This window comes from Morganella sp. BCCO 40_0007, from assembly GCF_032989665.1.
GTDB classification, from domain to species: domain Bacteria; phylum Pseudomonadota; class Gammaproteobacteria; order Enterobacterales; family Enterobacteriaceae; genus Morganella; species Morganella sibonii.
In genome coordinates this window covers 125,405-150,409 of the sequence record NZ_JAVBIN010000004.1, presented here as the reverse complement: position 1 = coordinate 150,409, position 25,005 = coordinate 125,405, and the positions used below count along the sequence as shown (strand labels likewise).

General features: G+C 49.0%; 18 protein-coding genes. 11 read left to right on the top strand and 7 right to left on the bottom strand.

All coding sequences use genetic code 11. The annotated features are described in order from the left end of the window. The first annotated feature begins 254 nt into the window (after positions 1-254). The 5 genes from atoD (at position 255) to R5268_RS06425 (ending at position 4,998) form a co-directional block, all read left to right on the top strand. Positions 255-905, top strand: coding sequence for an acetate CoA-transferase subunit alpha (gene atoD / locus R5268_RS06445; RefSeq protein WP_004237936.1), 651 nt, complete (start codon positions 255-257; stop codon positions 903-905). A 10-nt stretch (positions 906-915) separates the two neighbouring features. Continuing rightward, positions 916-1,581 (top strand): 3-oxoacid CoA-transferase subunit B, encoded by a 666-nt coding sequence (locus R5268_RS06440; RefSeq protein ID WP_046895045.1) that lies wholly within the window; start codon positions 916-918, stop codon positions 1,579-1,581. Then, on the top strand, positions 1,578-2,900 hold the full coding sequence (locus tag R5268_RS06435) for a TIGR00366 family protein (protein WP_317418992.1): 1,323 nt from the start codon (positions 1,578-1,580) through the stop codon (positions 2,898-2,900). The genes R5268_RS06440 and R5268_RS06435 overlap by 4 nt, the downstream gene beginning before the upstream one ends. 27 nt (positions 2,901-2,927) lie before the next feature. Continuing rightward, positions 2,928-4,109, top strand: coding sequence for an acetyl-CoA C-acetyltransferase (locus tag R5268_RS06430; RefSeq protein ID WP_218454879.1), 1,182 nt, complete (start codon positions 2,928-2,930; stop codon positions 4,107-4,109). A 556-nt stretch (positions 4,110-4,665) separates the two neighbouring features. Next, on the top strand, positions 4,666-4,998 hold the full coding sequence (locus R5268_RS06425; RefSeq protein ID WP_004237940.1) for a helix-turn-helix domain-containing protein: 333 nt from the start codon (positions 4,666-4,668) through the stop codon (positions 4,996-4,998). 350 nt (positions 4,999-5,348) lie between these two features. Here R5268_RS06425 and R5268_RS06420 read toward each other — a convergent pair whose 3' ends face one another. Then, on the bottom strand, positions 5,349-6,632 hold the full coding sequence (locus tag R5268_RS06420; protein WP_107680155.1) for an aromatic amino acid transport family protein: 1,284 nt from the start codon (positions 6,630-6,632) through the stop codon (positions 5,349-5,351). A 240-nt stretch (positions 6,633-6,872) separates the two neighbouring features. After that, complete coding sequence (gene megL / locus R5268_RS06415) at positions 6,873-8,069, bottom strand: methionine gamma-lyase (RefSeq protein WP_072872402.1); 1,197 nt, start codon at positions 8,067-8,069, stop codon at positions 6,873-6,875. Between the two features lie 706 nt (positions 8,070-8,775). Here megL and R5268_RS06410 point away from each other — a divergent pair. After that, entirely contained in the window at positions 8,776-10,422 is a 1,647-nt protein-coding gene (locus tag R5268_RS06410; RefSeq protein WP_317418993.1) for a sigma-54 interaction domain-containing protein, read from the top strand. Here the strand turns inward: R5268_RS06410 and phrB are convergent. After that, positions 10,419-11,858 (bottom strand): deoxyribodipyrimidine photo-lyase, encoded by a 1,440-nt coding sequence (gene phrB / locus R5268_RS06405; RefSeq protein WP_317418994.1) that lies wholly within the window; start codon positions 11,856-11,858, stop codon positions 10,419-10,421. The two genes, R5268_RS06410 and phrB, sit on opposite strands and share 4 nt — an antisense overlap. A 64-nt stretch (positions 11,859-11,922) precedes the next feature. Continuing rightward, positions 11,923-13,425, bottom strand: a complete 1,503-nt coding sequence (proP, locus tag R5268_RS06400; protein ID WP_046895038.1) for a glycine betaine/L-proline transporter ProP — start codon at positions 13,423-13,425, stop codon at positions 11,923-11,925. Positions 13,426-14,655: 1,230 nt separating this feature from the next. On the opposite strand from proP, the gene R5268_RS06395 reads away from it, so the two are divergent. Together R5268_RS06395 and R5268_RS06390 are read left to right on the top strand one after the other, a co-directional pair. Then, entirely contained in the window at positions 14,656-14,967 is a 312-nt protein-coding gene (locus R5268_RS06395; protein WP_046895037.1) for a helix-turn-helix domain-containing protein, read from the top strand. A 210-nt stretch (positions 14,968-15,177) separates the two neighbouring features. After that, complete coding sequence (locus tag R5268_RS06390; protein WP_107679876.1) at positions 15,178-16,155, top strand: LysR substrate-binding domain-containing protein; 978 nt, start codon at positions 15,178-15,180, stop codon at positions 16,153-16,155. A gap of 76 nt (positions 16,156-16,231) precedes the next feature. Here the strand turns inward: R5268_RS06390 and R5268_RS06385 are convergent, their stop codons facing one another. After that, entirely contained in the window at positions 16,232-17,410 is a 1,179-nt protein-coding gene (locus tag R5268_RS06385; RefSeq protein ID WP_046895089.1) for a M20 family metallopeptidase, read from the bottom strand. A gap of 679 nt (positions 17,411-18,089) precedes the next feature. On the opposite strand from R5268_RS06385, the gene poxB reads away from it, so the two are divergent. Beyond that, on the top strand, positions 18,090-19,811 hold the full coding sequence (gene poxB / locus R5268_RS06380) for a ubiquinone-dependent pyruvate dehydrogenase (protein WP_052927178.1): 1,722 nt from the start codon (positions 18,090-18,092) through the stop codon (positions 19,809-19,811). Positions 19,812-19,855: 44 nt separating this feature from the next. Here the strand turns inward: poxB and R5268_RS06375 are convergent, their stop codons facing one another. Beyond that, entirely contained in the window at positions 19,856-20,767 is a 912-nt protein-coding gene (locus R5268_RS06375) for a 3-methyladenine DNA glycosylase 2 (RefSeq protein WP_317418995.1), read from the bottom strand. Between the two features lie 347 nt (positions 20,768-21,114). On the opposite strand from R5268_RS06375, the gene R5268_RS06370 reads away from it, so the two are divergent. Together R5268_RS06370 and R5268_RS06365 are read left to right on the top strand one after the other, a co-directional pair. Next, positions 21,115-22,545 (top strand): DUF4026 domain-containing protein, encoded by a 1,431-nt coding sequence (locus R5268_RS06370; protein WP_230059748.1) that lies wholly within the window; start codon positions 21,115-21,117, stop codon positions 22,543-22,545. Between the two features lie 216 nt (positions 22,546-22,761). Then, entirely contained in the window at positions 22,762-23,394 is a 633-nt protein-coding gene (locus tag R5268_RS06365) for a LysE family translocator (RefSeq protein WP_317418996.1), read from the top strand. 50 nt (positions 23,395-23,444) lie between these two features. Here the strand turns inward: R5268_RS06365 and glpD are convergent, their stop codons facing one another. Continuing rightward, on the bottom strand, positions 23,445-24,932 hold the full coding sequence (gene glpD, locus R5268_RS06360) for a glycerol-3-phosphate dehydrogenase (protein WP_317418997.1): 1,488 nt from the start codon (positions 24,930-24,932) through the stop codon (positions 23,445-23,447). Positions 24,933-25,005 lie beyond the last annotated feature (73 nt).

Here is a 25,005-nt window from a genome sequence, read left to right as displayed (position 1 = left end):
AAAAACACGGTGTAAATAATTTCACCGTGTTTTTTGTTTTTACTGTGAATAATTTTTCACACTGTGCATTTTATTTCACTGTCCGGCCTTTGTTATTTATTCATAATATGTTAACTGATTTATTTAAGTTAAAATAAAGTCATTAAATTTCAATTGAGTACATAAATTAAATTATAACAAAAATACAGTTTTATTATTGGCATAGCACTTGCTATTACCCTTGTGTCTATATTTTTTTATAAAAGGGAAGTGCTATGAAGAATAAACAAATAACGGTAAAAAAAGCCGGTGAATTTTTTCGTGACGGCATGACAATTATGGTCGGTGGATTTATGGGCGTTGGTACACCGCCGCGTTTAATGACTGAATTATTAGAATCCGGCGTCAAAGAGTTAACCATTATCGCCAACGATACCGCATTTGTGGATACCGGTCTGGGCCCGCTGATCGTCAACGGCCGGGTGAAAAAAGTCATTGCTTCTCACATCGGGACAAACCCGGAAACCGGACGCCGGATGATCGCCGGTGAAATGGAAGTACAGCTGATCCCGCAGGGCACGCTGGCAGAGCAAATCCGCTGCGGCGGTGCCGGGCTGGGCGGATTCCTCACCCCGACCGGTGTCGGGACGGTCGTGGAAGAAGGCAAACAGAAAATTACCCTCGATGGCCGTGATTACCTCCTCGAACTTCCCCTGCGCGCCGACCTGGCGCTGATTCAGGCACAAAAAGCCGATCCGCTCGGCAACCTCACCTATGACCTCAGTGCCCGTAACTTTAACCCGCTGATGGCGCTGGCGGCGGATATCACCATTGCCGAACCGGACGAAATGGTCGCGGTGGGGGATATCGACCCGGATTGTGTTGCCACACCAGGGGCAATTATTGACTGGCTGATTGCAGAATAAGGAAAACATCATGAATGCAAAAGAATTAATCGCCCGCCGTGTGGCACTTGAACTGAATGACGGTGATGTGGTGAACCTCGGGATCGGGCTGCCGACACAGGTGGCGAACTATCTGCCGGAAGGCGTGCATATCACATTACAGTCAGAAAACGGCTTCCTCGGCCTCGGGCCGGTAACCACGCCGGATAAGAATCTGGTCAATGCAGGCGGTCAGCCGTGCGGTATTCTGCCGGGCGCGTCCATGTTTGACAGTGCTTTCTCTTTCGCGCTGATCCGCGGCGGTCATGTGGATGCCAGCGTGCTGGGCGGCTTACAGGTGGATGAACAGGCCAACCTCGCCAACTGGGTGGTACCGGGCAAAATGGTGCCGGGTATGGGCGGTGCGATGGATCTCGTGACCGGTGCGCGCAAAGTGATCATAGCCATGGAGCACTGTGCAAAAGACGGTTCCGCCAAAATCCTGCCGGAATGCACCATGCCGCTGACCGCCGTGAAAGCGGTGGATGTGCTGGTGACGGAACTGGCGTTATTCCGTTTTGAAAACGATCAGATGATTTTGTGCGAATACGCGCCGGGTACGGATATCGGTACTATCCGCGAAAAAACCGCAGCGCATTTTATTGTTTCACCGGATGTCTGTGAAATGCCGCTGGTGACTGCGGGGGAAGCCGTATGATAGGACGCATCTCACGAGTCATGACCCGTGTGGTGAGCCGCTATCTGCCTGATCCGCTGATCTTCGCAATGCTGCTGACCATGCTGACGTTTGTCATCGCGCTGGCACTCACACCAAGCACACCGATGGATCTGGTGAACTTATGGGGGAACGGATTCTGGAACCTGCTGGCGTTCGGGATGCAGATGGCGCTGATCATCGTGACCGGTCACGCGCTGGCCAGCTCCCCGCCGGTTAAACGCATTCTGCGGCTGACTGCCTCACTGGCAAAAACCCCGGTTCAGGGGGTGATGCTGGTGACGTTTTTCGGCTCGGTTGCCTGTGTCATTAACTGGGGTTTCGGACTGGTGGTCGGGGCGATGTTTGCCCGCGAAGTCGCCCGCCGTGTACCGGGCTCTGACTACCCGCTGCTGATCGCCTGTGCCTATATCGGGTTTATGACCTGGGGCGGCGGTTTCTCCGGCTCCATGCCGCTGCTGGCCGCCACACCGGGTAACCCTGTCGAGCATATCGCCGGGCTTATCCCTGTCAGCCAGACCATGTTCACCGGGTATAACCTGTTTATCACCCTGACACTGATTCTGGTGATGCCGTTTGTCACCCGCATGATGATGCCGCGCAAAGACGACATCATGATGATCGACCCGGCGCTGCTCGAAGAAGAGCCGGATTTCCAGAAAAAATTACCGGAAGACGCGCCGGTTTCTCTCCGGATGGAAGAAAGCCGCCTTATCGCGTGGATTATCGGGATTCTGGGCTTCACGTTCCTCGGCATGTATTTCATCAAAAACGGTTTCAACATCACCATTAACACCGTGAATATGATTTTCCTGCTGGCCGGTCTGCTGCTGCATAAAACCCCGATGGCGTATATGCGTGCCGTCAGTGCAGCCGCCCGCAGTACCGCCGGAATACTCGTGCAGTTCCCGTTCTATGCCGGTATCCAGCTCATGATGGAAGGCTCCGGACTGGGCGGGCTTATCACTGAATTCTTCATTAACGTTGCCAACAAAGAAACCTTCCCGCTGATGACCTTCTTCAGCTCTGCGCTGATCAACTTCGCCGTACCGTCAGGCGGCGGTCACTGGGTGATTCAGGGGCCGTTTGTTATTCCTGCTGCCCAGGCGCTGGGAGCTGATCTCGGTAAATCCGTGATGGCGATTGCCTACGGTGAACAGTGGATGAACATGGCGCAGCCGTTCTGGGCACTTCCTGCACTGGCGATTGCCGGGCTGGGGGTCAGGGACATTATGGGGTACTGCATCACTGCCCTGCTGCTATCGGCTCCGATTTTTATTCTTGGCCTCGTTTTCTTCTGACAGATACTAAACAGTAAGGATTTTGCAATGGAAAATATCGTTATTGTCAGTGCCGTACGTACCGCAATCGGCAACTTTAACGGCGCACTGGCAGATGTCAGTGCAGTGGAACTCGGCTCGGCAGTGGTCAGCGCGTTACTGAAAAAAACGCAGCTGGAACCGGGGCTGGTGGATGAAGTTATTATGGGAAACGTATTACAGGCAGGGCTCGGACAAAACCCGGCGCGCCAGATCCTGCTGCGCAGCGGTATACCGGAAAGTGCCTGTGCTTTCACTGTCAATAAAGTGTGCGGCTCCGGCCTGAAGAGTGTCGCGCTGGGCGCACAGGCGATCAGCAGCGGTGACGCGGACATTATTATCGCGGGCGGTACTGAAAATATGAGTCAGGCGCCGTATCTGCTGGACAGCCGTGCCCGCCGGGGTTACCGGCTGGGTGACGGTACGGTGCACGATGTGATCCTGCGTGACGGTCTGCTGTGTGCTGAAAATAATTATCACATGGGGATCACGGCGGAGAATATTGCCAAAGCCTATAACCTGACACGTGAAGAGCAGGATGCGCTGGCACTGTCATCGCAGCAGAAAGCGGTCAGTGCGATTGAGCGCGGGGCCTTTAAGGCGGAAATCGTGCCGGTTACGGTGAAAAGCCGTAAAGGGGATATCGTGGTGGATACTGATGAATTCCCGAAAGCCGGATCAACGGCAGAAGGGCTGGCGAAACTGCGCCCGGCCTTTGATAAAGCGGGAACGGTGACTGCCGGTAATGCCTCCGGTATCAATGACGGCGCGGCAGCACTGATGCTGATGACGGAAACCCGTGCCAAATCACTGGGACTGACACCGCTCGCCCGTATCCGGGGTTATGCCTCCGGCGGGGTTTCACCGTCGATGATGGGGCTGGGGCCGGTTCCGGCCACGCGGAAAGTGCTGGAGAAAACGGGGCTGTCACTGAAGGATATCGATCTTATCGAAGCCAACGAAGCATTTGCCTCCCAGTTCCTTGCGGTCGGCCGTGACCTGGGTTTTGATCCTGACAAAGTAAACATCAACGGCGGGGCGATTGCCCTGGGTCACCCGATTGGTGCGAGTGGTGCCCGTATCCTGGTGACACTGCTGCATGCATTACAGGCTCAGAATAAGACCACCGGGCTGGCGACATTATGCATCGGTGGCGGGCAGGGAATTGCGATGGTGATTGAACGTTTGTAATCCGGTTAAATAACCGCCGTATATTCAGCCGGTGTCAGGATAACTGTCACCGGCTTTTTTGCGCTGTTTTCAGTATTTTTGACAAAATCCGAAATAAGTTAATTATTCGTGCAAAATATTTACATTAATTTAATTTATTAAGTTCTGTTTGATATTCATATTAAGACTATGTATTAACTTATTATTCTGAAATCCGATGTGTGGGATCAAACACACTTTTTCACATCCTGTAAAAACTCGGTATTTGTATTCGAATGGAGTGAAAACATATTTTTTTCCTAATTATTTGGTATATAACACTTATTCTACTAACCCATTGCACTTTCAATCGATTTATATTTTGTCATATTGTTGCGTTACGCTATGATTTTAAAGGCGAAATATACTGAAACATTCAGTCTCACTTACCCCGTAATGTACTCACAAACAGCATATCCTTTGGTTTTTCAAAAATGCCCCTATCTACGATAAACTACTTATAGTTTTAAGTGCTTTTTCTATGATCAGTGAGCTAAATAAGGAATTTTAGTGATGGTCTTTATAGGGTTATTGATTAATGATGAAGAAATATGCGATCTCCGAAGCTATCGGACAGGTTATCAGACAATACCGGACCAATGCAGGTTTAACCACAAAGCAGCTGGCACACAGAATAGGGATTAGCCAGCAGCAGCTCTCGCGTTATGAGCGGGGTGTTAATCGTATTGATGTGGACACACTCCTGCGTGTCAGTCTGGCCTTTAAACTCACACCGGGTCGTTTCTTTGAGGAAATGAATATGACCGGAACCGGGTTGGATGACATTCTTTATGAAAATGAAGAAGGGGATATTCAGGAAATCCGGATGAGCCTTATTGCGGACAGTATTATTTCTCCGCGCGATTTTTAATTACCAGAATTTCCGTTTTTAAATAAAAAAGACAGACCAGTACAGCTGATTTGCGGATTACTGTACGGGTTTGCCGTGTCTCTCATCCGGCGGAAATAAAACAGCGGGAATGGTGATATGTCTGGTCAGAGGCTGCGTTCAGGCGAAAAAAAGCGGGAGATGATATCTCCCGCAATATGCTAACCAATCAAGGAACTTAATAAATATGGTTAGAAGGACAGAGGTTTTTTTATTCAGACTGCGGTGCTGAGTTTTTTAACTTTCCGGAACCGGTATTGTGACCGGTTCCGGGGTGTTACTTTATTTCTGTCAGTGCGTGCACTGACAAATGGCCTGTTTTATCTTACCCGTCACTCAAGGTATTTGAAGAATGGTGCGATGAGCAGCAGGATACCGAAGCCCATAACACACCAGGCTTTCCAGTCTTTGAATTTTTTCAGTTTCGCGACACGGAATACCAGGTAAACAGGAATTAAGCAGGAAACGATAGCGTATAACGGACTACCGATCTGGAAGAAGACAACCACTGAGAACCCTGTGGACACCCATGCAGTCAGTAATGCAACGATGAAGACAGAGATACAGATGTTTAATAACGTGTGGTTGATTTTTTCTTTATCCATGAAACGGGAAAGGATGTTAATCGCAAGACCTTTCACGGATTCCTGGAAGCCCAGATAGATACCGAAGAATGCTGTCAGAACCGCAAAGATGTTCAGAACGGTTGTCATCACACTCACGACCGCGCCCGGAATAACCTGAGCGGCAATGGCCAGTGCAGAGATGTTCTGTTCAAACGCGGATACGGCCTGCTCATGACTGATAGAGAACGTAAAGGAGAATGAGAAGAACAGGATGATAGTCACCAGGGTGATATAGGCCACGCGGTGAGCGCGGATAGCACGGTAGGTGGCGACACGTTTGTCAGATTCCAGTTTACGGTATGCGATATTCATCGGGTTCAGGATCTGAACGAAGACCGCAGAGAAGAAAGCAAACGGGACGGTCAGCAGCACGTCACGGGTAAAGTCAGCAATCGGCGGGAACGCAGTGATGTTATTGAAATCCCAGTGAGGGATCATCACCAGACCCAGCGATACAATGATACCCACTTTCACGATAACCATCGGACCGGAGATTTTAAACAGCAGCTTCTCACCTTTGGAGGCAATAAAAATCAGCGCGGCAAAAACAACGACACGATAGATCAGTGAATCTGAAAGCACACCTTCAGTAACACCGAACGTATGGAGATAGGAAGCACTGTCGAAAATAACAGAAAGAGAGTAAATAAAGATACCGTGGATAAGCATCAGGAAGTAAATAACCCCCAGAGCCACACCCCAGTTACTGCCCAGATACTGTGTGATTATGTTTGTGTAGTCTTCACATTCTTCACTTTCAGATAACGTATTCATGTACAGCTTCTGCAACATATACGTTGCCGGATACGCAATCATGAAAGCTAAAATAAATACCCAAATACCTTTCAGACCGATCTGAATCGGCATTACAACGGTACCGGCACCGATAGCCATACCAATACAAAGCACAACCCAGCCGGCGTCATACATTGTGAATGGTATTTTGCCCAGCGCTTTCGCGGAATTATCGGTTGAGGTCATGTCCGCCATACTAAGCCCCCTTGGTTTTCATAATAATTTATTGTGATTATGGTTTCTAAAAAATTTCAGCACTGCGTTGTTCTTTTTGTTACCGCTAAAAATAACCTGTTAAATACTTAAAAAGCACGCCGGAGAGAATTCAGAGTGGCTCTCAATGAATTTTTCCGCGTGCTTCGTGTACTCACCCCGTCTGTGTAAATGGCAAATGAGGTGAGTACATACTGCAAGACTTAATTTTCCGCTCTGATCTTAAGCAACTGCTTTCGCAATAGCCTGTTCCAGGTCAGCAATGATGTCTTCAGGTGTTTCCAGACCGACAGAGATACGAATCAGACCATCGGTGATACCTGCTTTCAGACGCTCTTCAGCCGGAACCGGAGAGTGAGTCATTGATGCAGGGTGCTGAATCAGAGTTTCAGTATCGCCCAGGCTTACTGCCAGCATGCATAACTCAACAGCATCCATCACTTTACGGCCTGCTTCGATACCGCCTTTGATTTCAAAGCTGATCATACCGCCGAAGTTGCTCATCTGTTTTTTCGCTAATTCGTGCTGCGGGTGAGATGGCAGACCCGGATAGAAGACAGCTTCCACGTTCGGGTTAGATTCCAGATACTTAGCAACTTTCATTGCGTTAGAGCAGTGACGTTCCATACGGACGTGCAGTGTTTTCAGACCGCGCAGGGTTAACCATGCGTTGAACGGGCTCATTACGCCACCGGTGATGTCTTTAACACCAACCAGACGCGCAGGAACCAGGAAGTCAGCAGGACCGACAATCACACCACCGATAACGTCACCGTGGCCGTTGATGTATTTGGTCACACTGTGAACAACGATGTCCGCACCTAATTCCAGAGGACGCTGGCAGTACGGAGACATGAAGGTGTTATCCACAACCAGCATCGCGCCGCCTTCGTGAGCAACATTTGCCGCTGCTTCGAGGTCGATCATTGCCAGAGTCGGGTTAGCCGGAGTTTCGACGTAAACCATTTTGGTGTTTGGTTTCATTGCCGCTTTGATGTTCGCAGGGTCATTTGCGCGAACGAAAGTGACTTCGATACCGAATTTAGGCAGGGTGTGAGACAGCAGAGCATAAGTACAGCCGTACAGAGTGTCAGAAGCAACGATATGGTCGCCCTGGCCGCACATAGTCAGGATAGTGGTAGAGATAGCTGCGATACCGGAAGAAGTCGCCAGAGCAGCTTCGCCGTTTTCCAGTACACGCATTTTTTCTTCTAATGCTGCGTTAGTTGGGTTACCTAAACGTGAGTAGATATAACCTTCTTCTTCTAATGCGAAACGTGCTGCCCCTTGTGCTGCGCTGTCGAAGACGAATGTAGAGGTCTGATAGATTGGGGTTGATAACGCGCCAGTCAGTGGATCTGCCTGTTGGCCAGCGTGAACAATCTTAGTGTCATAACCTTTATTCGTATAATCGTGCATAAATCCTCCAAAGAATAATTTTTTATTATGCCAACATGTGCTGTTGTTGCAGTAATAAAAGCAATAGCCGTGCCAACTCAGGATTTATGTTTATAACATATTGAATTAAAAGAGATAAATAATTTTAAGGCATAGCTTAGACAAAGACAACGCAGAGGAAGTGGAAAGCAGAGTGTAAGTAAAAATGACAAAGTGGAAAGAAAGTTGACAGTAGGTTGCCACTTTCTGATAGTGAGGTTAATCACATTGGGGTATAAAACCGGACTTGCGTCACATTATAGCCCCAAAAGGGAAGGGTGATCCAGATCTCTTTTTAAATTTTTTCCTGAATCGATACGTCCGGTGATTGATAATGATCAACGTCAGAAATAATCAATTCTATTAATTACCGCATTTTTAATGATTTTCGATCTCACTACGTCCGGATGTAAACCCGATGTCTGGCCGATTTTTTTCATAGAATTGAGATATATGGCGGGTACAAGCTGATTCAAGTTGTTTATAGTAGGTAGTATAACTGAACCAAAAAATAATAATTACATCTATATGATAAGGTTACTTATCATGTGGTTTTTCCTTAATTGCGCACCATTTTGTTGTATTTCGCTTTTGATTCACCTTTCAGTGAGTACCTAAGATAGGTAACTCTGGTAGGTAGGCGGGTGAAACAGAGCACTACATACACTAACCGGGAGTGACTAAACACATGTCTGCATATAGATGGTTAATTAATACCATTGACCGCGTCGCCATGGTGGAAGAAGTCATCAATGAGTTTTCGGCCTCAGAAATCAGCATCAATTCCATGGAAGTTTTTCCGTGCAAAATTTATGTCAAATTCAACGCGGAATGCGAGCGGGATGTTAAGCTGCTGCTGAGTAAACTCCTGCTTAATCCTGATGTTATCAGTGTCACCCGTTCCAAATTACAGCCCTACGAACGTAAAGAAAAAGAATTACAGGCGATTCTGGAATCCACCACTGACGGTATTATCGGTATCAATAATCAGGGTAACATCAACTACTTTAATAAAGTGGCGGAAGACTTTTTCTCGATATCGCGGGAAAATATTGTCGGCGTTAATATCAGTAAAATTCTCAGCGGCAAAAACCAGGCCGTGCTCACCAAACTGCTCGGCGGCAACAGTTTCGATCACTATCAGATGGTGACCAGTACCCCGAAAGGGGAGCTGTACTATATCTGTTCCGGCCGTCCGATTCTGAGTGAAGAGTCCCAGGTCATGGGGGCGGTGATCACCTTCAAAAGCCTGCGATCTGTACAGCAGATGGCATCATCAGTGAATAAAAGCCTGCCGTTCAGTTTTGATGACATTATCTGCGAAAGCGGAATCATGATGAATCTTATTGATTTTGCTAAAAAGATCGCAGTAAGTCCTTATACCGTGCTGATCCGCGGTGAAACCGGAACCGGTAAGGAACTGTTTGCCCGCGCCATTCACAACGCCAGTGACCGCAGTGCTCATCCGTTTGCACCGATTAACTGCGCCGCGCTGCCGGAAAACCTGATTGAGAGCGAGCTGTTCGGTTATGAGGGCGGCGCATTCAGCGGTGCCAGCAAAGGCGGGAAAATGGGGCTGTTTGAATCCGCCAACCACGGTACGGTATTTCTGGATGAATTCGGCGAGCTTTCTCTTATCCTGCAAAGTAAATTATTGCGGGTATTACAGGAAGGTGTGATCCGGCGGGTCGGCGGGCATAAAGAGATCCCGGTAGATGTGCGGATCATTGTGGCGACCAACCGGAATCTGGAAGAGATGATCGAGAACAAATCATTCCGTGAAGATCTCTATTACCGGATCAACGTGATCCCGATTAACATTCCGCCGCTGAAAGAGCGGAAAACGGATATTCCTCTGTTATTACAGCGTTTTATCAGCAAATACACAACGGAACTGAATAAGCAGCTCAGTTTATCTCAGGACGCTTATCATCAGTTAATGGCCTATTCCTGGCCGGGTAACGTGCGGGAACTGCAAAACGTGATTCTGCGGGCGATTCATCTGGCGTCCGGCCGGGAAATTACCGTCGGCGATCTGTGGCTGCCGCATGAGGAAGTGATGGTTTCTCCGGTGCAGCGGCCTCATCCGGTACAGAGAGCCGATGTGCTGCCTGCGGTGCAGCCGGTACCGGAAGAGATCAACCTGAAAGAGTCCCTGGCGCGTCAGGAAAAAAGCCTGCTGGAGGATTATCTGCGCCGCTATGGTTCAGCCCGTAAGGTGTCCCGCGAAATCGGGATGTCTCACACGACCGTGCTGAATAAAGCCCGTTATTATAATCTGGAACATCTGCTGACCTACAGCACTGTGCGGCGGTCAGCAGGTAAAGCAGATTAACCCTGGTTTTCATCCCCGCCGGCAGCTGTCCGGCGGGCAGTTTCATACGCATCGATAGCTCTGATCCTCGCCATCCGGTGATCAACCACCGGCTTCGGATAATCAATCTCCCGCTGATTCTTCTCCGCCCATTCATGTGGGGTGTGAATATATTTTGCGGGTACATCAGCCAGTTCCGGCAGCCAGCGGCGGATAAAACTGCCGTCCGGGTCAAACCGTTTTCCCTGGGTGACCGGGTTGAAAATCCGGAAATACGGCACCGAATCATGGCCTGTGGACGCCGCCCACTGCCAGCCGCCGTTATTGGCGGCAAATTCACCGTCAATCAGTTGTGACATAAAGTAGTGCTCACCACGCCGCCAGTCCGTTAATAAATCTTTGACCAGAAAACTTGCCGTGATCATCCGCAGGCGGTTATGCATCCAGCCGGTTTCATTCAGCTGGCGCATGGCCGCATCGACCAGCGGAAAGCCGGTTTTTCCCTGCTGCCAGGCAAGCAGCCCGCTGCTGTCCGGTGACCAGACAATGGCCTCCGTCCAGCGCTGCATCGGACGGTGGCGGCTGATATCCGGGTGGAGTGCCAGCTGATGCAGATAAAATTCACGCCAGATAAGCTCACTGAGCCAGGTATAAGCGCCACTCTCCGGCTGATCTGACACCATAGGAAAATGCAGGCGCAGACGGCTCAGGCACTGGCGCGGGGACAAAATTCCGGTCGCGAGATAGGCGGAGATCCGGCTGGTGCCGTCAATCGCCGGGAAATCCCGTTCAGTTTTGTAATCCGCAGCATGCTTCTGACAGAAATCCGCCAGCCGTTGCAGGGCAGCCTCTTCTCCGGAAGGAAAAAGAGTGTGTTCCTGCTGCGGCAGATTAAGAGGTGCCGGGGAAACAGGCGGCCCTTTGGCGTCCGGTACCGGTAAGACACGGACAGTGGCCTGCATCAGTGCGGTGAGAAAGGCGCGGCGGAATGGGGTAAACACTTTGTAGAGCCCGCCCTGTTGTGTACTTACGCTTCCCGGCGGCAGCAGGACACTGTCATCGAAGGCATAAAAACGGCAGCTTTCCGGCAGGCGGGCAGCCAGACGTTCATCACGGCGCTGTTCATTCAGTCCGTACTGTTTATTGACATACACGGCGGGGATGCGATGCTCACGGCACCACGCCGCCAGCCAGTCTGCGGCATCCTCAAAGGTATTGCACGTCTGCACATGCAGGGTGATCCCGAGTGCGGCAGCGGATGTGTTCAGGGAATGCAGCTGACAGAAAATCAGTGCCTGCTGTGACGGAGACATGGCGTGCTGTTCCCACTGTCCCGGTGTGAGGGTAAAAATCAGTTTTACCTGCCGGTGTGCCTGACAGGCGGCATAAAGCGCTGTGTTATCTGTCAGCCGCAGATCCTGCCGCAGCCAGACAACCGCCGGTGCTGAGTCCGTCATCGTCTTATCTCCCGCATAAACAATAAAAAAGCCCGCGTCCGGAGAGGCGGGCCTGAGCAGGACATCAGTCCAGCTTCGGATGCTGATCAATCAGTGACTGACGGCGTTTTTGCAACGCGGTAATCTCCTCATCAATCGCCTCAATCTTGTGTTCAATATTATCGTAATGCTCCAGTAAAATCTCTTTGGCTTCCGCCCGGTCTGATGCCGCCGGTGTGGCACCGCGTAACGGTTTATTGGCGGTTTCTTTCATCACAATCGCGGTGATCATCCCGATAACCGCAATGACCATCAGATAGTAAGCCGGCATATACAGGTTATTGGTGACCTCGACCAGCCAGGCTGCGGCTGTCGGCGTGGCACCTGCAATCAGCACGGAAATATTGAATGAGATAGCCAGTGCACTGTAGCGGATTTTTGTCGGGAAGATGGCTGGTAAGATAGATGCCATCACGCCGGTAAAGCAGTTCAGCAGAACCGCCAGGATCAGCAACCCTAAGAAAATCAGTCCGATAACATCACTATTAATCAGCATAAATGCCGGAATAGCAAGGAAAAATAACCCGATACTGCCCGCGAGAACAAACGGTTTACGGCCGATGCGGTCACTCATCATGCCGATCAGCGGCTGTACAAACAGCATACCAATCATGATTGCGATAATAATCAGTACACCGTGATCCGCGCTGTAATTCAGGTTATGCGACAGATAACTCGGCATATAGGTCAGCAGCATGTAATACGTGACGTTGGTGGCAATGACCAGTCCGACACAGATCATCAGACCCTTACCGTATTGTGAGGCAATGCTGCGCAGTGAAACCCGTGGCTTATCTTCGCCGGTTTCAGGGTTGGCACTTTTCATATCCTCAACATGCTGCTGGAAAGCCGGTGTTTCCTCCAGGGCATGACGCAGATACAGGCCGATGACGCCCAGCGGCAGTGCCAGGAAGAACGGGATACGCCAGCCCCACTCATGGAATGCTGCTTCGCCGAGAATACTGGAGATCAGAACCACCACACCGGCACCGCAGACGAAACCGGCAATTGAGCCGAAGTCCAGCCAGCTGCCCATAAATCCGCGTTTACGATCCGGTGAATATTCCGCTACAAAGATAGCTGCACCGGAATACTCACCGCCCACGGAGAAACCCTGAGCCAGTTTTGCCAGCAGCAGCAGAACCGGTGCCCAGATCCCGATACTTTCATAAGACGGAATCAGACCGATACAGAAGGTACTGATGGCCATAATAATGATGGTGACGGAAAGGACTTTCTGGCGGCCGAACTTATCGCCCATGATGCCGAAAAATACCCCGCCCAGCGGACGCACCAGAAACGGTACGGAGAACGTGGCTAACGCCGCGATCATCTGTATACCCGGGGAGGCGGAAGGGAAGAAGACCTGACCCAGCACATACGCCAGGAAGCCGTAGACCCCGAAGTCAAACCACTCCATGGCATTACCCAGTGAGGCAGCGGTGATAGCTTTCTTTAATTTTCCATCATCAATAATAGTAATATCATTGATATTTAAAGGTTTTTGTTTTGTTTTCTTGCGTCTCATCGTTGTATCCTTTTGTTTTATGACGGGGATTCACGTGACTGAGATTCACTCAAACCCACAACGACTTTTTGTATGATAGTGAATTCATCGGTAGCAGAAGATGTTTAATACTAAATTGGTAAGTATAAATACGTAATTTTTCCCGTATTCATGTTTCCCGTTAAATAGATTGATTAATCAGTATAGCGGCGCTAACGGCAGACGGCACAGGAAACCGCAGACAGGATAGGGAGAATAGGAAAGTTGTGCGTTGTAATAACCAAAAAAAGTACCTTTGTTTTGAAACGAGGTCACCTAATTTAGCATAAATCGTATTTTTTGTAAAATTAACGGTTTTTTGTACTGAATTTAATTGCTGATTTGGCATTTAACGTCTGATTGTCACTAAATATTCAGCGTTGTTTTTTTCTTAAAAATCAACGAAAAGGCGGTTTTTTTTGAAAAATCTTATCCTGAAATGATGTTTTCCGGGCGATTTTATTGCATTAAAGGAGTAATTAAAGGTATCTAAATCCGATGTATTTGAAATTGTTAGTGAAATAATAGTGCTTATGGTTTAAATATAAGCAAAATATAAGGTGAATTCAGAAAACAAACAATGTTATCAGTATGTTTCATCTTATTTCTCAATTTTCTGTATGTATTTTTCCGAAGGTGGTGCTGCTGGTCATTAATGCATAATAACAGCCATCAATGATTTCTTTACGTAATTATAAGATAAACTTTGGAATTATATGCTGAATATGCGTTTCATGAAGTGATATCTGTCAATGGCAATTTAAGAAAGACATAAATGTTTCAAGATATATCGTTTTTTTTCCATTTAATTGTGGTTTCTTACTCCATTAAAGCTAAATAATTACTATTTTATGCTAATGATGAGTCATTTTATTTTTAGTGGTTTATACCTAGTCCAAGGGTGGTTGCGGAGGTAAATATACTATAATACATAGGGTTATAACTCTTTCATGCACCGAATAATTCTTTTTTTACAATCCGTTAAGTGAAGGAAAGGCAGGTTTCAATTTAGTAAATGAATATGTAATATATGTTTCAACATGTGTACTTTGCTGGTTTGTAATAAGTACAATCATGCGGAAGTTAAAACAACAACAAAGAGTAAAACTTTGTGAATATCAATTGGTCCACTTTCTTTAATAAACGCATATTTTTGTTAGTTACCGGAGAGGAATCCGGTGATTATCACAGCCATATGTGAGGGATAGCGACATGACCAAAGCAAAAAACTCGATCGCGCGTGCAGTCGGGCAAAAAATTCAGGTGTTACGAAAAGATCATGGTATTACAGCAGCAAGACTGGCTGAAATGATTGAAATCAGCCAGCAGCAGATGTCACGTTATGAACGTGGTGTAAATCGTGTGGATGTGGATTGTTTAGTCCGTATTGCGGATATCTTTGAAGTACCGGTTGGCTGGTTCTTCACCGGGATTGAAGGCCGGAGTAAACGCGACAGCGGAAATGAACGGGAATCCTGGAAAGCAGAAACCGTTATTTTGCCGGTCGAATCCGAACTGATGTAATGTTGTGATATTGAGTGATACTGAATCTCATCTCAAAAATCCGTTATTAGCCTGCTAATAACGGATACCGCATTTTGCGGGACGTGTTTATTTATTCGTCACCTGCCTTGTGCTATCATTCTGATACACAGCATGTTGTATTACTCTTATAACCCTGTTTCTTAATAATTTTAGTATTTTTAATCCGTTTTATTACTGGATAAATAAGCAATGAACATTAATCAGCTCAAAAGTTTTGTTGAGGTGGTCAGGAGTGACTTTAATATCACGAATGCTGCCGAGAAGCTGTATACCTCACAGCCAACAGTGAGTAAACAGCTCAAAATTCTTGAAGATGAACTGAACGTTTCTTTATTCAACCGGAAAAATAATAACTTATTATCGCTCAGTCCGATTGGTGAAGAAGTTCATCGTGTTGCCTGCGATATTCTTGCGCAGTTTGATAAAATTAAAAGTCTGGTTTCACATGAAGATACCACGACAAAACAGAATCTCCGTATTGCCACCACGCACACACAAATCCGCTATAAATTACCGAAGGTAATCGAACGCTTTAATGCGCGTTATCCGAATATTTCGCTGCATTTTCATCAGGGAGCACCGGCACAGCTGGCAGAAATGGTGAAAAACGGGGATGTGGATTTTGCGATCGCCACGGAATCCCTGCATCTTTATGATGATTTACTGACGCTGCCCTGCTATCAGTGGTCCCGCAGTGCGATTGTGCCGCATGATCACCCGCTGGCACAACATGAGCAGCTGACGATTCAGGAACTGGCGCATTATCCGCTGATTACCTATGTATTCGGATTTACCGGCCGTTCCAAACTGGATCAGGTATTTTATCAGAATCACCTGACGCCGAATGTGGTATTAACCGCCGTCGATACAGAAATTATTAAATTTTATGTCAAGCGCGGAACGGGTGTCGGTGTTATTTCATCCGTGGCATTTGATCCGGCAGAAGACAGTGATTCACTGCGCTGTATTAATATCGGTAATCTGGTGAAACCGAGCTATACCCATATTTGTATCAGCCGTCATACACATCTGAAGGATTATATGTATGACTTTATTTCCTGTTATGCGCCGCATCTTGACCTGAATTATATTCACCAGCCGGAACAGTGGCTGCCGGCTGATCAAAAAGCCCGTGATCTGCTTTACCGCGCATTACCTGAACTCTGATTTTTCTGTATTTCTGATAAAAAAAGCCCGGTAACATCAGTTACCGGGCTTTGCATTTGCTGTGTGTTATCTTTTTTTACCGGGTGGCAATATTAATAAAGATTTGCGCACCGATCAGCAGGCAATCGTCATCAACAAAATACGGATTGGCATGCAGATAGTTATTAATTCCTTTGGCTTTATTACCGCTGCCGAGGAAATACATGGCACCCAGTTTATCTTTGGTGGCATTAATCATATAGCTGAAATCTTCACTGCCGGTCATCGGCTTACCGTTCGAATCAATATTTTCAGCCGGTAAGAAAGCGGCTGCTGCGTTTTTAATCACGTCTGCTGCCTGCGGATGGTTAATCACGGCCGGATAGCCACAGGCTTCCAGTGTGGTTTTAAAACCACCGGCTTCACTGCGGGCAACAATTTCTTTAAAGCTGGCTTTTAAGATCTTATCGGTTTCTTCATCCATTGAACGGATGGTGCCGCGTGCCTGCACGTAATCAGCCAGTGCATTCGGAATAGTACCGCCGTTGATCATACCGCAGCCGAAAACGGCCGGGCTGAAAGGATCGGTTTTCTTGGCGACGATATAATCCATGTAATCAATGATGCGGGTGGCTTCGCGGATAGCATCCAGTCCTTTGTGCGGGGTGGAGCCGTGCGCGGAAACGCCGTGTACGTCCAGCGTCCAGGCAGAGCCGTAAGAGGACATCACCCCGGCGTTAAAACGGATACAGCCGGTTTCAATCGCCGCGTCGTTATGCAGACCGTAGACTTCATCCACGCCGTCCATACAGCCCATTTCCACCATTTTATCCGCACCCGGCACACGCATATCTTCTTCTGCCATCTGGAAGATAAAACGGACGTTGTGTGTCAGCTCATCACGGTGTTCGCTGAGGTATTTTGCCGCCGTCAGGGCGATGGTCATATGGGTGTCATGGCCGCAGTTGTGGGCACAACCCTCGTGTACGGAACTGTGTTCGTTGCAGGTCATGTCCGGCATTTCCAGGCCGTCGATATCGGTGCGGTAAGCAATCAGCCGGTATGCCGGGTTCACGGTCAGTTCAGCTGTAAAGCCGGTGTAGCCCTCAAACTGACGGATGGTGTAGCCGAAGCTTTCCATCAGTTCGCGGCAGTATTTTGAGGTTTTATATTCTTCACCGGACAGCTCAGGGATTTTATGTAAATCCTGGCGCGTTTTCTTGCTGAACGCCTCAAGCGCAAAGAGTTTTTCACTGATATTGTATTTGTTGGTCATTACATTTACCCCGTAACTGAAACCGGTTTGTGTGCTGATAAAGAATCCCTGATGTAAGCGCGGGTATGACCGGAAACCGGTCATACCACAGCGCCGGCGCAACATGAGTACATTTTATTTTTACGAAAAGAATCTGCCTTCCGGAACCGGCGGGTTTCTGTCAGCAGTTGTTTTCGTTATTATTTGCAGGAGGGATTTTAACGTCAGTATTAAAAAAACGAGCGTGACGGAGATCGTGTTTATATCATATCAGTATTTCATGGTGCATGAATAATAACGATGATATCTGTATTGAAATAATATTATACCGATGTGGATCTATTATTTAATTTATATTTATCAATTGGTTATACTCTATCTTCATTTACTCTGATTTTATGTTTATTCCGGATGGAATATAAATTCATTCTCCGAAATAAAGATAATATAAATATTATTAAACAGAAATTAAGAGAAGTGTACTTATATATAATTACAGCCGGTTTTGTATTATTCCGCCGAATCTCCGGCAATATCCTGAATTAGTACTGAAAATTTACCTTATTACTGGTGGTTTTATCTGCGCCAAGCCCGGGCTACACTGAATTGACAGGATAAACACACAGAGCAGTCGGGTATTGTTCTGTGCAGCACCTTATTGCGAATCAGATTTATCACCAGTTAAGAGGGAAGATTTACGATGAAGCAGACTGTAGCGGGTTATATCGCAAAAATGTTGGCGGATGCAGGAATCAACCGTATCTGGGGTGTCACAGGCGACTCACTGAACGGGTTGAGTGACAGCTTACGTAAACTGGGCAGCATTGAATGGATGGGCACCCGGCATGAAGAAGTGGCCGCGTTTGCCGCCGGGGCGGAAGCGCATCTGACCGGGAAACTGGCGGTATGCGCCGGTTCCTGCGGGCCGGGTAACCTCCACTTAATCAACGGATTATTTGATTGCCAGCGCAACCGCGTGCCGGTGCTGGCAATTGCCGCACATATTCCTTCCGGCGAAATCGGCAGCCACTACTTCCAGGAAACCCATCCGCAGGAGCTGTTCCGCGAGTGCAGCGTCTATTGTGAGCTGGTTTCCAATCCGGAACAGATCCAGCAGGTACTCGGTATTGCCATGCGCAAGGCTATTCTGGAACGCGGCGTGGCCGTGGTGGTCATTCCGGGGGATGTGGCGTTAAGACCGGCTCCGGAATCGGCCCGCAATGTCTGGTATGAGCCGTCGCTGCCGCTGGTCATGCCGCAGCGGGATGAGCTGGTGAAACTGGCGGATGCCCTTAACGGCGCGAAAAATATCACACTGATGTGCGGCGCCGGATGTGCCGGGGCACATGATGAGGTTATCAAACTGGCGGAAACCCTGAAAGCGCCGGTGGTGCATGCGCTGCGCGGGAAAGAGCATATTGAGTATGATAACCCGTACAGTGTCGGGATGACCGGGCTTATCGGCTTCTCCTCCGGCTATTATGCTATGGAGAACGCGGATACCCTGGTGCTGCTCGGCACACACTTCCCGTACCGCGCGTTTTATCCGGCCAAAGCAAAGATTATTCAGGTGGATATCAACCCGGGCAGCCTCGGCGCGCACTGCGCGGTGGATATGGCGGTTATCGGGGATATCAAAGCCACACTTAATGCCATTCAGCCGCGTTTACAGGCCAAAGAGGATCGCACCCATCTGGATGCGGCACTGAAACACTATCAGACCGCCCGCAGTGACCTCGATGCACTGGCAACCGCAAGCAAACGGGAACTGATCCACCCGCAGTATCTGGCGAAAAAAATCAGTGAACTGGCGGATGACGATACCGTTTTCACCTGTGATGTGGGCACGCCGACGGTCTGGGCGGCACGTTATCTCACTATGAACGGCAAACGGCGGCTGATTGGGTCCTTTAACCACGGCTCAATGGCAAATGCTATGGCGCAGGCTATCGGTGCTCAGGCACTTGATCGCAAACGTCAGGTGGTGGCAATGTGCGGTGACGGCGGGTTCAGTATGCTGATGGGGGATTTTATTTCCCTGGCACAGATGCAGCTGCCGGTAAAAATTGTCATCTTTAACAACAGTGTGCTGGGATTTGTTGCGATGGAGATGAAAGCAGGCGGTTACCTGACTGACGGAACTGATCTCCATAACCCGGATTTTGCTGCGATGGCTAATGCTATGGGGATCAAAGGGATACGGGTTGAAGACAGCGAATCACTGGATGATGCACTGAAAACCGCATTTGCCCATGACGGCCCGGTTCTGGTGGATGTGGTGACAGCGAAACAGGAACTGGCCATGCCGCCGGAAATTAAGTTTGAGCAGGCCAAAGGCTTCAGTCTGTATATGCTGCGTGCGATTATTAACGGGCGCGGTGATGAGATTGTGGAGCTGGCAAAAACCAACTGGCTGCGCTGAGTCAGCAGAGGGAAAAAATGCCGCATGTGCGGCATTTTTTTTGCTCAGTACCCGGCGGCGGATTCCTGCCGCCACAGATGCGCTGCTATCAGTGCCCGCCAGGGGGCAAAATCCGCCAGCCACGCCTGAGTTTCATCCGCGGTTATCTTTTCATCCCGCATCAGCAGGCGCTGCAGATTGCGCCGCACCGCAACATCACCGTGCAGTGAGCCGTTCAGATAGTTAAAGCCGCGCAGCAGGGCATAACTGACGGTCCAGGTACCGATACCTTTAATGGCGGTCAGAGAGGCGGAAACCGTATCCGCATTATCCGGCGTCACCACATCAGGCAGCGTCAGTTTACCACTTACCAGCTGTTCGCTCAGTGCCAGCAGCGCATGGGCTTTACCGGCAGAAAAACCGCAGCTGCGCAGTCCGTCAAAATTGGTCTGTAAAATATGTGCCGCATCCGGGTAGCACAACAGCCCGGAGGAGTGGCGCAGACTGATATGCTGAATCAGGCGGCGGCGGATGGATATCGCGGCCTGTACACTGATTTGTTGTCCGATAATCGCCCAGTTAATCGCTTCAAACGGGGTGGCGGACTGGTAGATCCTCAGGCCTTTCTGCCGCCGGATCAGCGGCCCGGCCAGCGGGTGATCCTGATATTGTGCCTCGAATTCCTCAACCGGCTGGATCAGACCGAGCATATGCCGGGCGAGATGATGCATCCGCGCCCCGTCTTCCGGCAGAATGGCCGGGCCGTCAGTACTGAGTGTGATGCCGGCTTCCCCGGCGCGGATGTCAAGTGTCAGTAAAGCAGGATGGCCGTGCAGGCAAATACCTTTCATCACCCGGTTTTTTGTGACCTGCTCAGCCACATGGTGATTATCACGTAAATGAAATGCGAGAAAATCCGCGGTATGATAAGGCTCCGGTAACGGAACAGTAATCGTTAACTTTTTGTTATTTATCAACTTCTCATACCTCAGATCGGTGCGGTCAACTGATCGGATTATAGCCGTTTTTGCTTCCGGCCGTATAATTTTGGCCAAAATATCTGTTTACAGAATAATAGGTGGATTATTCTGAATGAAAGACACATACGAAGTATGGTACTTATACGTATGAACAAATGAGTTTAATTTCAGCACATTCATTTTTTACAGTACTTCGTTTGGCATAACCGGGACAAAAGCAGAGGTTATTGTTGCCACAATGAATATAATTGACGCCCGAAGTTCTTATGTTCCCCGGAAGGAGTGTTCCGCCGGAGACTATTACAGCACAGCAGCATAACTCAGAGCGGATAAAGGCATTACCGATGGATATAAAACAATATTACCTTGAGGTTGCGGAAGGTAAAGGTAAGAGGATGACGTCGGAGGTAGTGGCATTCCCTCCCTCGCGGCTTAACCTCGCAGAGTTAGAAGAGCGTCTGGCATCACAAACCTTTTTCACACAGGGTGATATTGAATACGCAGAACATGATGAAAACAGCTTTTATTACAGCTGTCATTATGGCGATGAAGAACTGCTGTTTCTGGTGTCGCTGGCACCGCGGGCACCGGAACTGGAAATCAATCCTTACTACTCAACGGACCCGCTTTCTGCCGCGCTGCTGGCTGAAGTCAACCAGACCGTGCAGGACATTTATGTTGAGTGCCTTTTGCAGAATGACGTACTGAGAAGTTACCGGCATCAGCTGAAAATGGTACAGATTCTGGTGCCGGATTTACTGCTGGGTATTGATATCTCAGCAGCCGGACGCGGATTTACCCGTGAGTGGCTCAATTTTCAGCTGGAAAATGACGTGCAGCTGAACATCGAGTCTCTGTATACCATTCATGCTATCTATGACACGGAAAACACCCCGCCGACCATGTACTGGTTCCATACACACGGCCTGCTGCGCTGCGGCATCCCTGAAGTGGAACTCTTGCTGCCGCATACCATTAATGCGTACTACGGCATTCCTGATCTGCTGCGCAGTTTTATCGGACAGAGCCTCAATGAAGGCAAAGTACTGTTCAATGAGCCTATGTTGTGCGGACAGACTGAAAAACAGCTGGAATATATTGTGGCGCTGCCTTACCAGGAAGGTATTCGGCAGATCAACAAAAATACGCCAATCGACCAGCTGAAATCATTGGAAGATATTGATTATTCTCACGATAATATGCCGGAAAATGAGTTTCTTGGTGATCGCGGCGACCGTGATGATCAGCATGACCATCCGTCCTGCATGTTGTTCCGTGTGAATGAAAGTTCGCCGGAGTTACAGACATTTTTCCGTGGTTTCGACGATGATGCCGCCATCATGTTTTATCGCCCGAACAGTGAAACTCACGAAATGGCGGTAAAAGCCCGGCTGCGCTGGCACTATTTTGCCCAGATGTTTACAGAGTACGGGCAGCCGGAGGCCAAAGTGAAAAAAGGTCTGTTCGGCGGGTTATTCGGCAAAAAAACCCGTGATGATGAGGACGAAAATCCGTGGGTATTTATGGTCAAATGCGGCATTCCGTACGGGGATGAGGATGACCTGGAACACATGTGGTTTATCCCGGAAACCCTCGATAATGATGTCTTTACCGGCAAACTGATTAACCATCCGTTCTATGTGAAAGAGATGGAAGAGGGCGGCGTGTATCCGCTGAATACCGCGATGCTCACTGACTGGAATATCTATTTTTCCGGTGAGAAATATACCCCGGACACGATCTATCAGCTTCTCAGCCCGGCACAGGTGCACTGAGAACAACCGGTCCGGAAAAGCGCTGAAAAGCGCTTTTTTTGTGTCTGCTGTTTTGTGCAGTAACCCACGTTATTAATACATACTAAATTATGTTGTTGCTGCTTTTTTTTTGTTCCGGCTATAATCAATGATCACCTGTTCATGGTGGTTACATATCCTGAAAAAACAATAAATTACATTATTATTTGTTATGCATTATCTGTTATGGAGTGCATTATGCCTGATATTACGTCATTGTTTGCATTTGCTCTGGTTGCGCTGGGAATGGTATTAACGCCGGGCCCTAATATGATTTATCTGATCTCCCGTTCACTCTGTCAGGGAAGGCGGGCGGGATATATTTCTCTTGCGGGTGTCGGTCTGGCATTTATTTTTTATATGCTGAGTGCGGCGTTCGGGATCACGGCTCTCTTTCTGGCAGTTCCTTATGCTTATGATGTCCTGCGTATCGCGGGTGCATTATATCTGCTTTATCTGGCCTGGCAGGCAGTAAAACCCGGCGGCCGCTCTGCATTTTCAGTGCGGGAGCTGCCGGAAGATAAGCCAAAAAAACTGTTCACGATGGGGTTTCTGACCAGTATTGCGAACCCGAAAGTGGCAGTGATGTATTTGTCGCTGCTGCCGCAGTTTATTGTGCCGGGACACGGCAGTGTGCTGGTGCAGTCTCTGGCACTCGGAACAACTCAAATTATGATCAGTCTGACAGTGAACGGACTGATTATTCTGATGGCGGGATCGGTTTCTGTATTCATGACAGGCCGCCCGTTCTGGCAGGTTGTGCAGCGTTGGCTGATGGGAACGGTACTGGCCGGACTGGCTGTCCGGATGGCGCTGGAATCCCGGCGCTGAGGTCATAAAAAAAAACAGACCGGCTTTGTGAGCCGGTCTGTGTTGTTATCTTACTGTTCTTCCCGGCGGAGCCACTGCTCCACCTGACGCTGTTCTTCCTGTGTAAGCCACATCCCCAGCTTGGTTCTGCGCCAGAGTGCGTCTTCTGCGGTGATCACCCATTCGTGCTGTACCAGATAGCGCAGTTCGGCTTCATACAGGTTATGGCCGAATAACTGTCCGAGGTCGCTGATGGACTGCGCATCACCGATAATTTTTTCTGTCTGACTGCCGTAGGTACGGGCAAGGCGCAGCGCCAGTCCGTTCGGCAGCCATGGCCAGCGTCCGGTGAGTGTCCGTGCATAGTCGTCGCGGCTCAGGCCGTTCAGTTCACCGCCTGTCAGTACCGCCTGTTTTGTCCACGCTTTTCCGGCCTGCGGATAGTAGGCTGCCAGTTTATCCAGTGCGTGTTCGCCCAGCTTGCGGTAAGTCGTGAGTTTCCCGCCAAAGACCGACAGCAGTGGTGTCTGCCCGTTATCATCATGCAGATCGAGCGTGTAATCACGGGTGATTGCCTGCGGTGAATCCGATTCATCATCACACAGCGGACGGACGCCGGAGTATGTCCAGCGGATATCGTCGCGGGTCAGGGTTTTGCGGAAGTGGTCGTTATAGACATCCAGCAGATAATTAATTTCGTTATCATCGATTTTAACGTCTGCCGGATCACCGTGATATTCCACGTCGGTTGTGCCGATAATGGAAAATTCATCCATCCACGGGATAACAAACACAATACGGTGATCTTCGTTTTGCAGAATATAGGCCTGCGGTTCATCATGCGCGCGCGGTACCACAATATGGCTGCCTTTGATAAGACGGATACCGTAAGGGGATTTGAGCTGTAATCCGTCATCAAAGAAGGTTTTCACCCACGGCCCGGCGGCATTGACCAGCCCTTTTGCCTGCCAGCGCAGCGTCTCGCCGGTCAGGGCATTCTCCGCTTCCACCTGCCATAAGCCGTTTTCGCGCCATGCGCGGGTGACTTTTGTCCGTGTGCGGACTTCGCCGCCCTGACGCACAACTTCCTGTGCATTCAGCACCACCAGACGGGCGTCATCCACCCAGCAGTCAGAGTATTCGAATCCTTTTTTAAATTCCGCTTTCAGCGGGGAGGCATTGCTGAACGTCAGGCCGCGGCTGCCCGGCAATGTGGTGCGTTTGCCGAGATGATCATACAGAAACAGCCCGGCGCGGATCATCCATGCCGGACGCAGATGTGGCTGATGCGGCAGGCGGAAACGCATCGGGAAGGCGATATGCGGTGCCATTTTTAATAATACTTCACGTTCAGCCAGCGCTTCGCTCACCAAACGAAACTCATAATGTTCGAGATAGCGCAATCCGCCGTGGATCAGTTTTGAACTGGCCGATGAGGTGGCACAGGCCAGATCCCGGGCTTCCAGCATCAGCACTGACAACCCGCGTCCGGCAGCATCAGCGGCAATTCCCGCGCCGTTGATTCCGCCCCCGATAACGATCAAATCTTTCGTTTCCATCCTCACTCCCGCATGACCATATTTGTTCTTTAATGTTCGTTATCGCTCATAATAGTTCAATGTGAACGATATT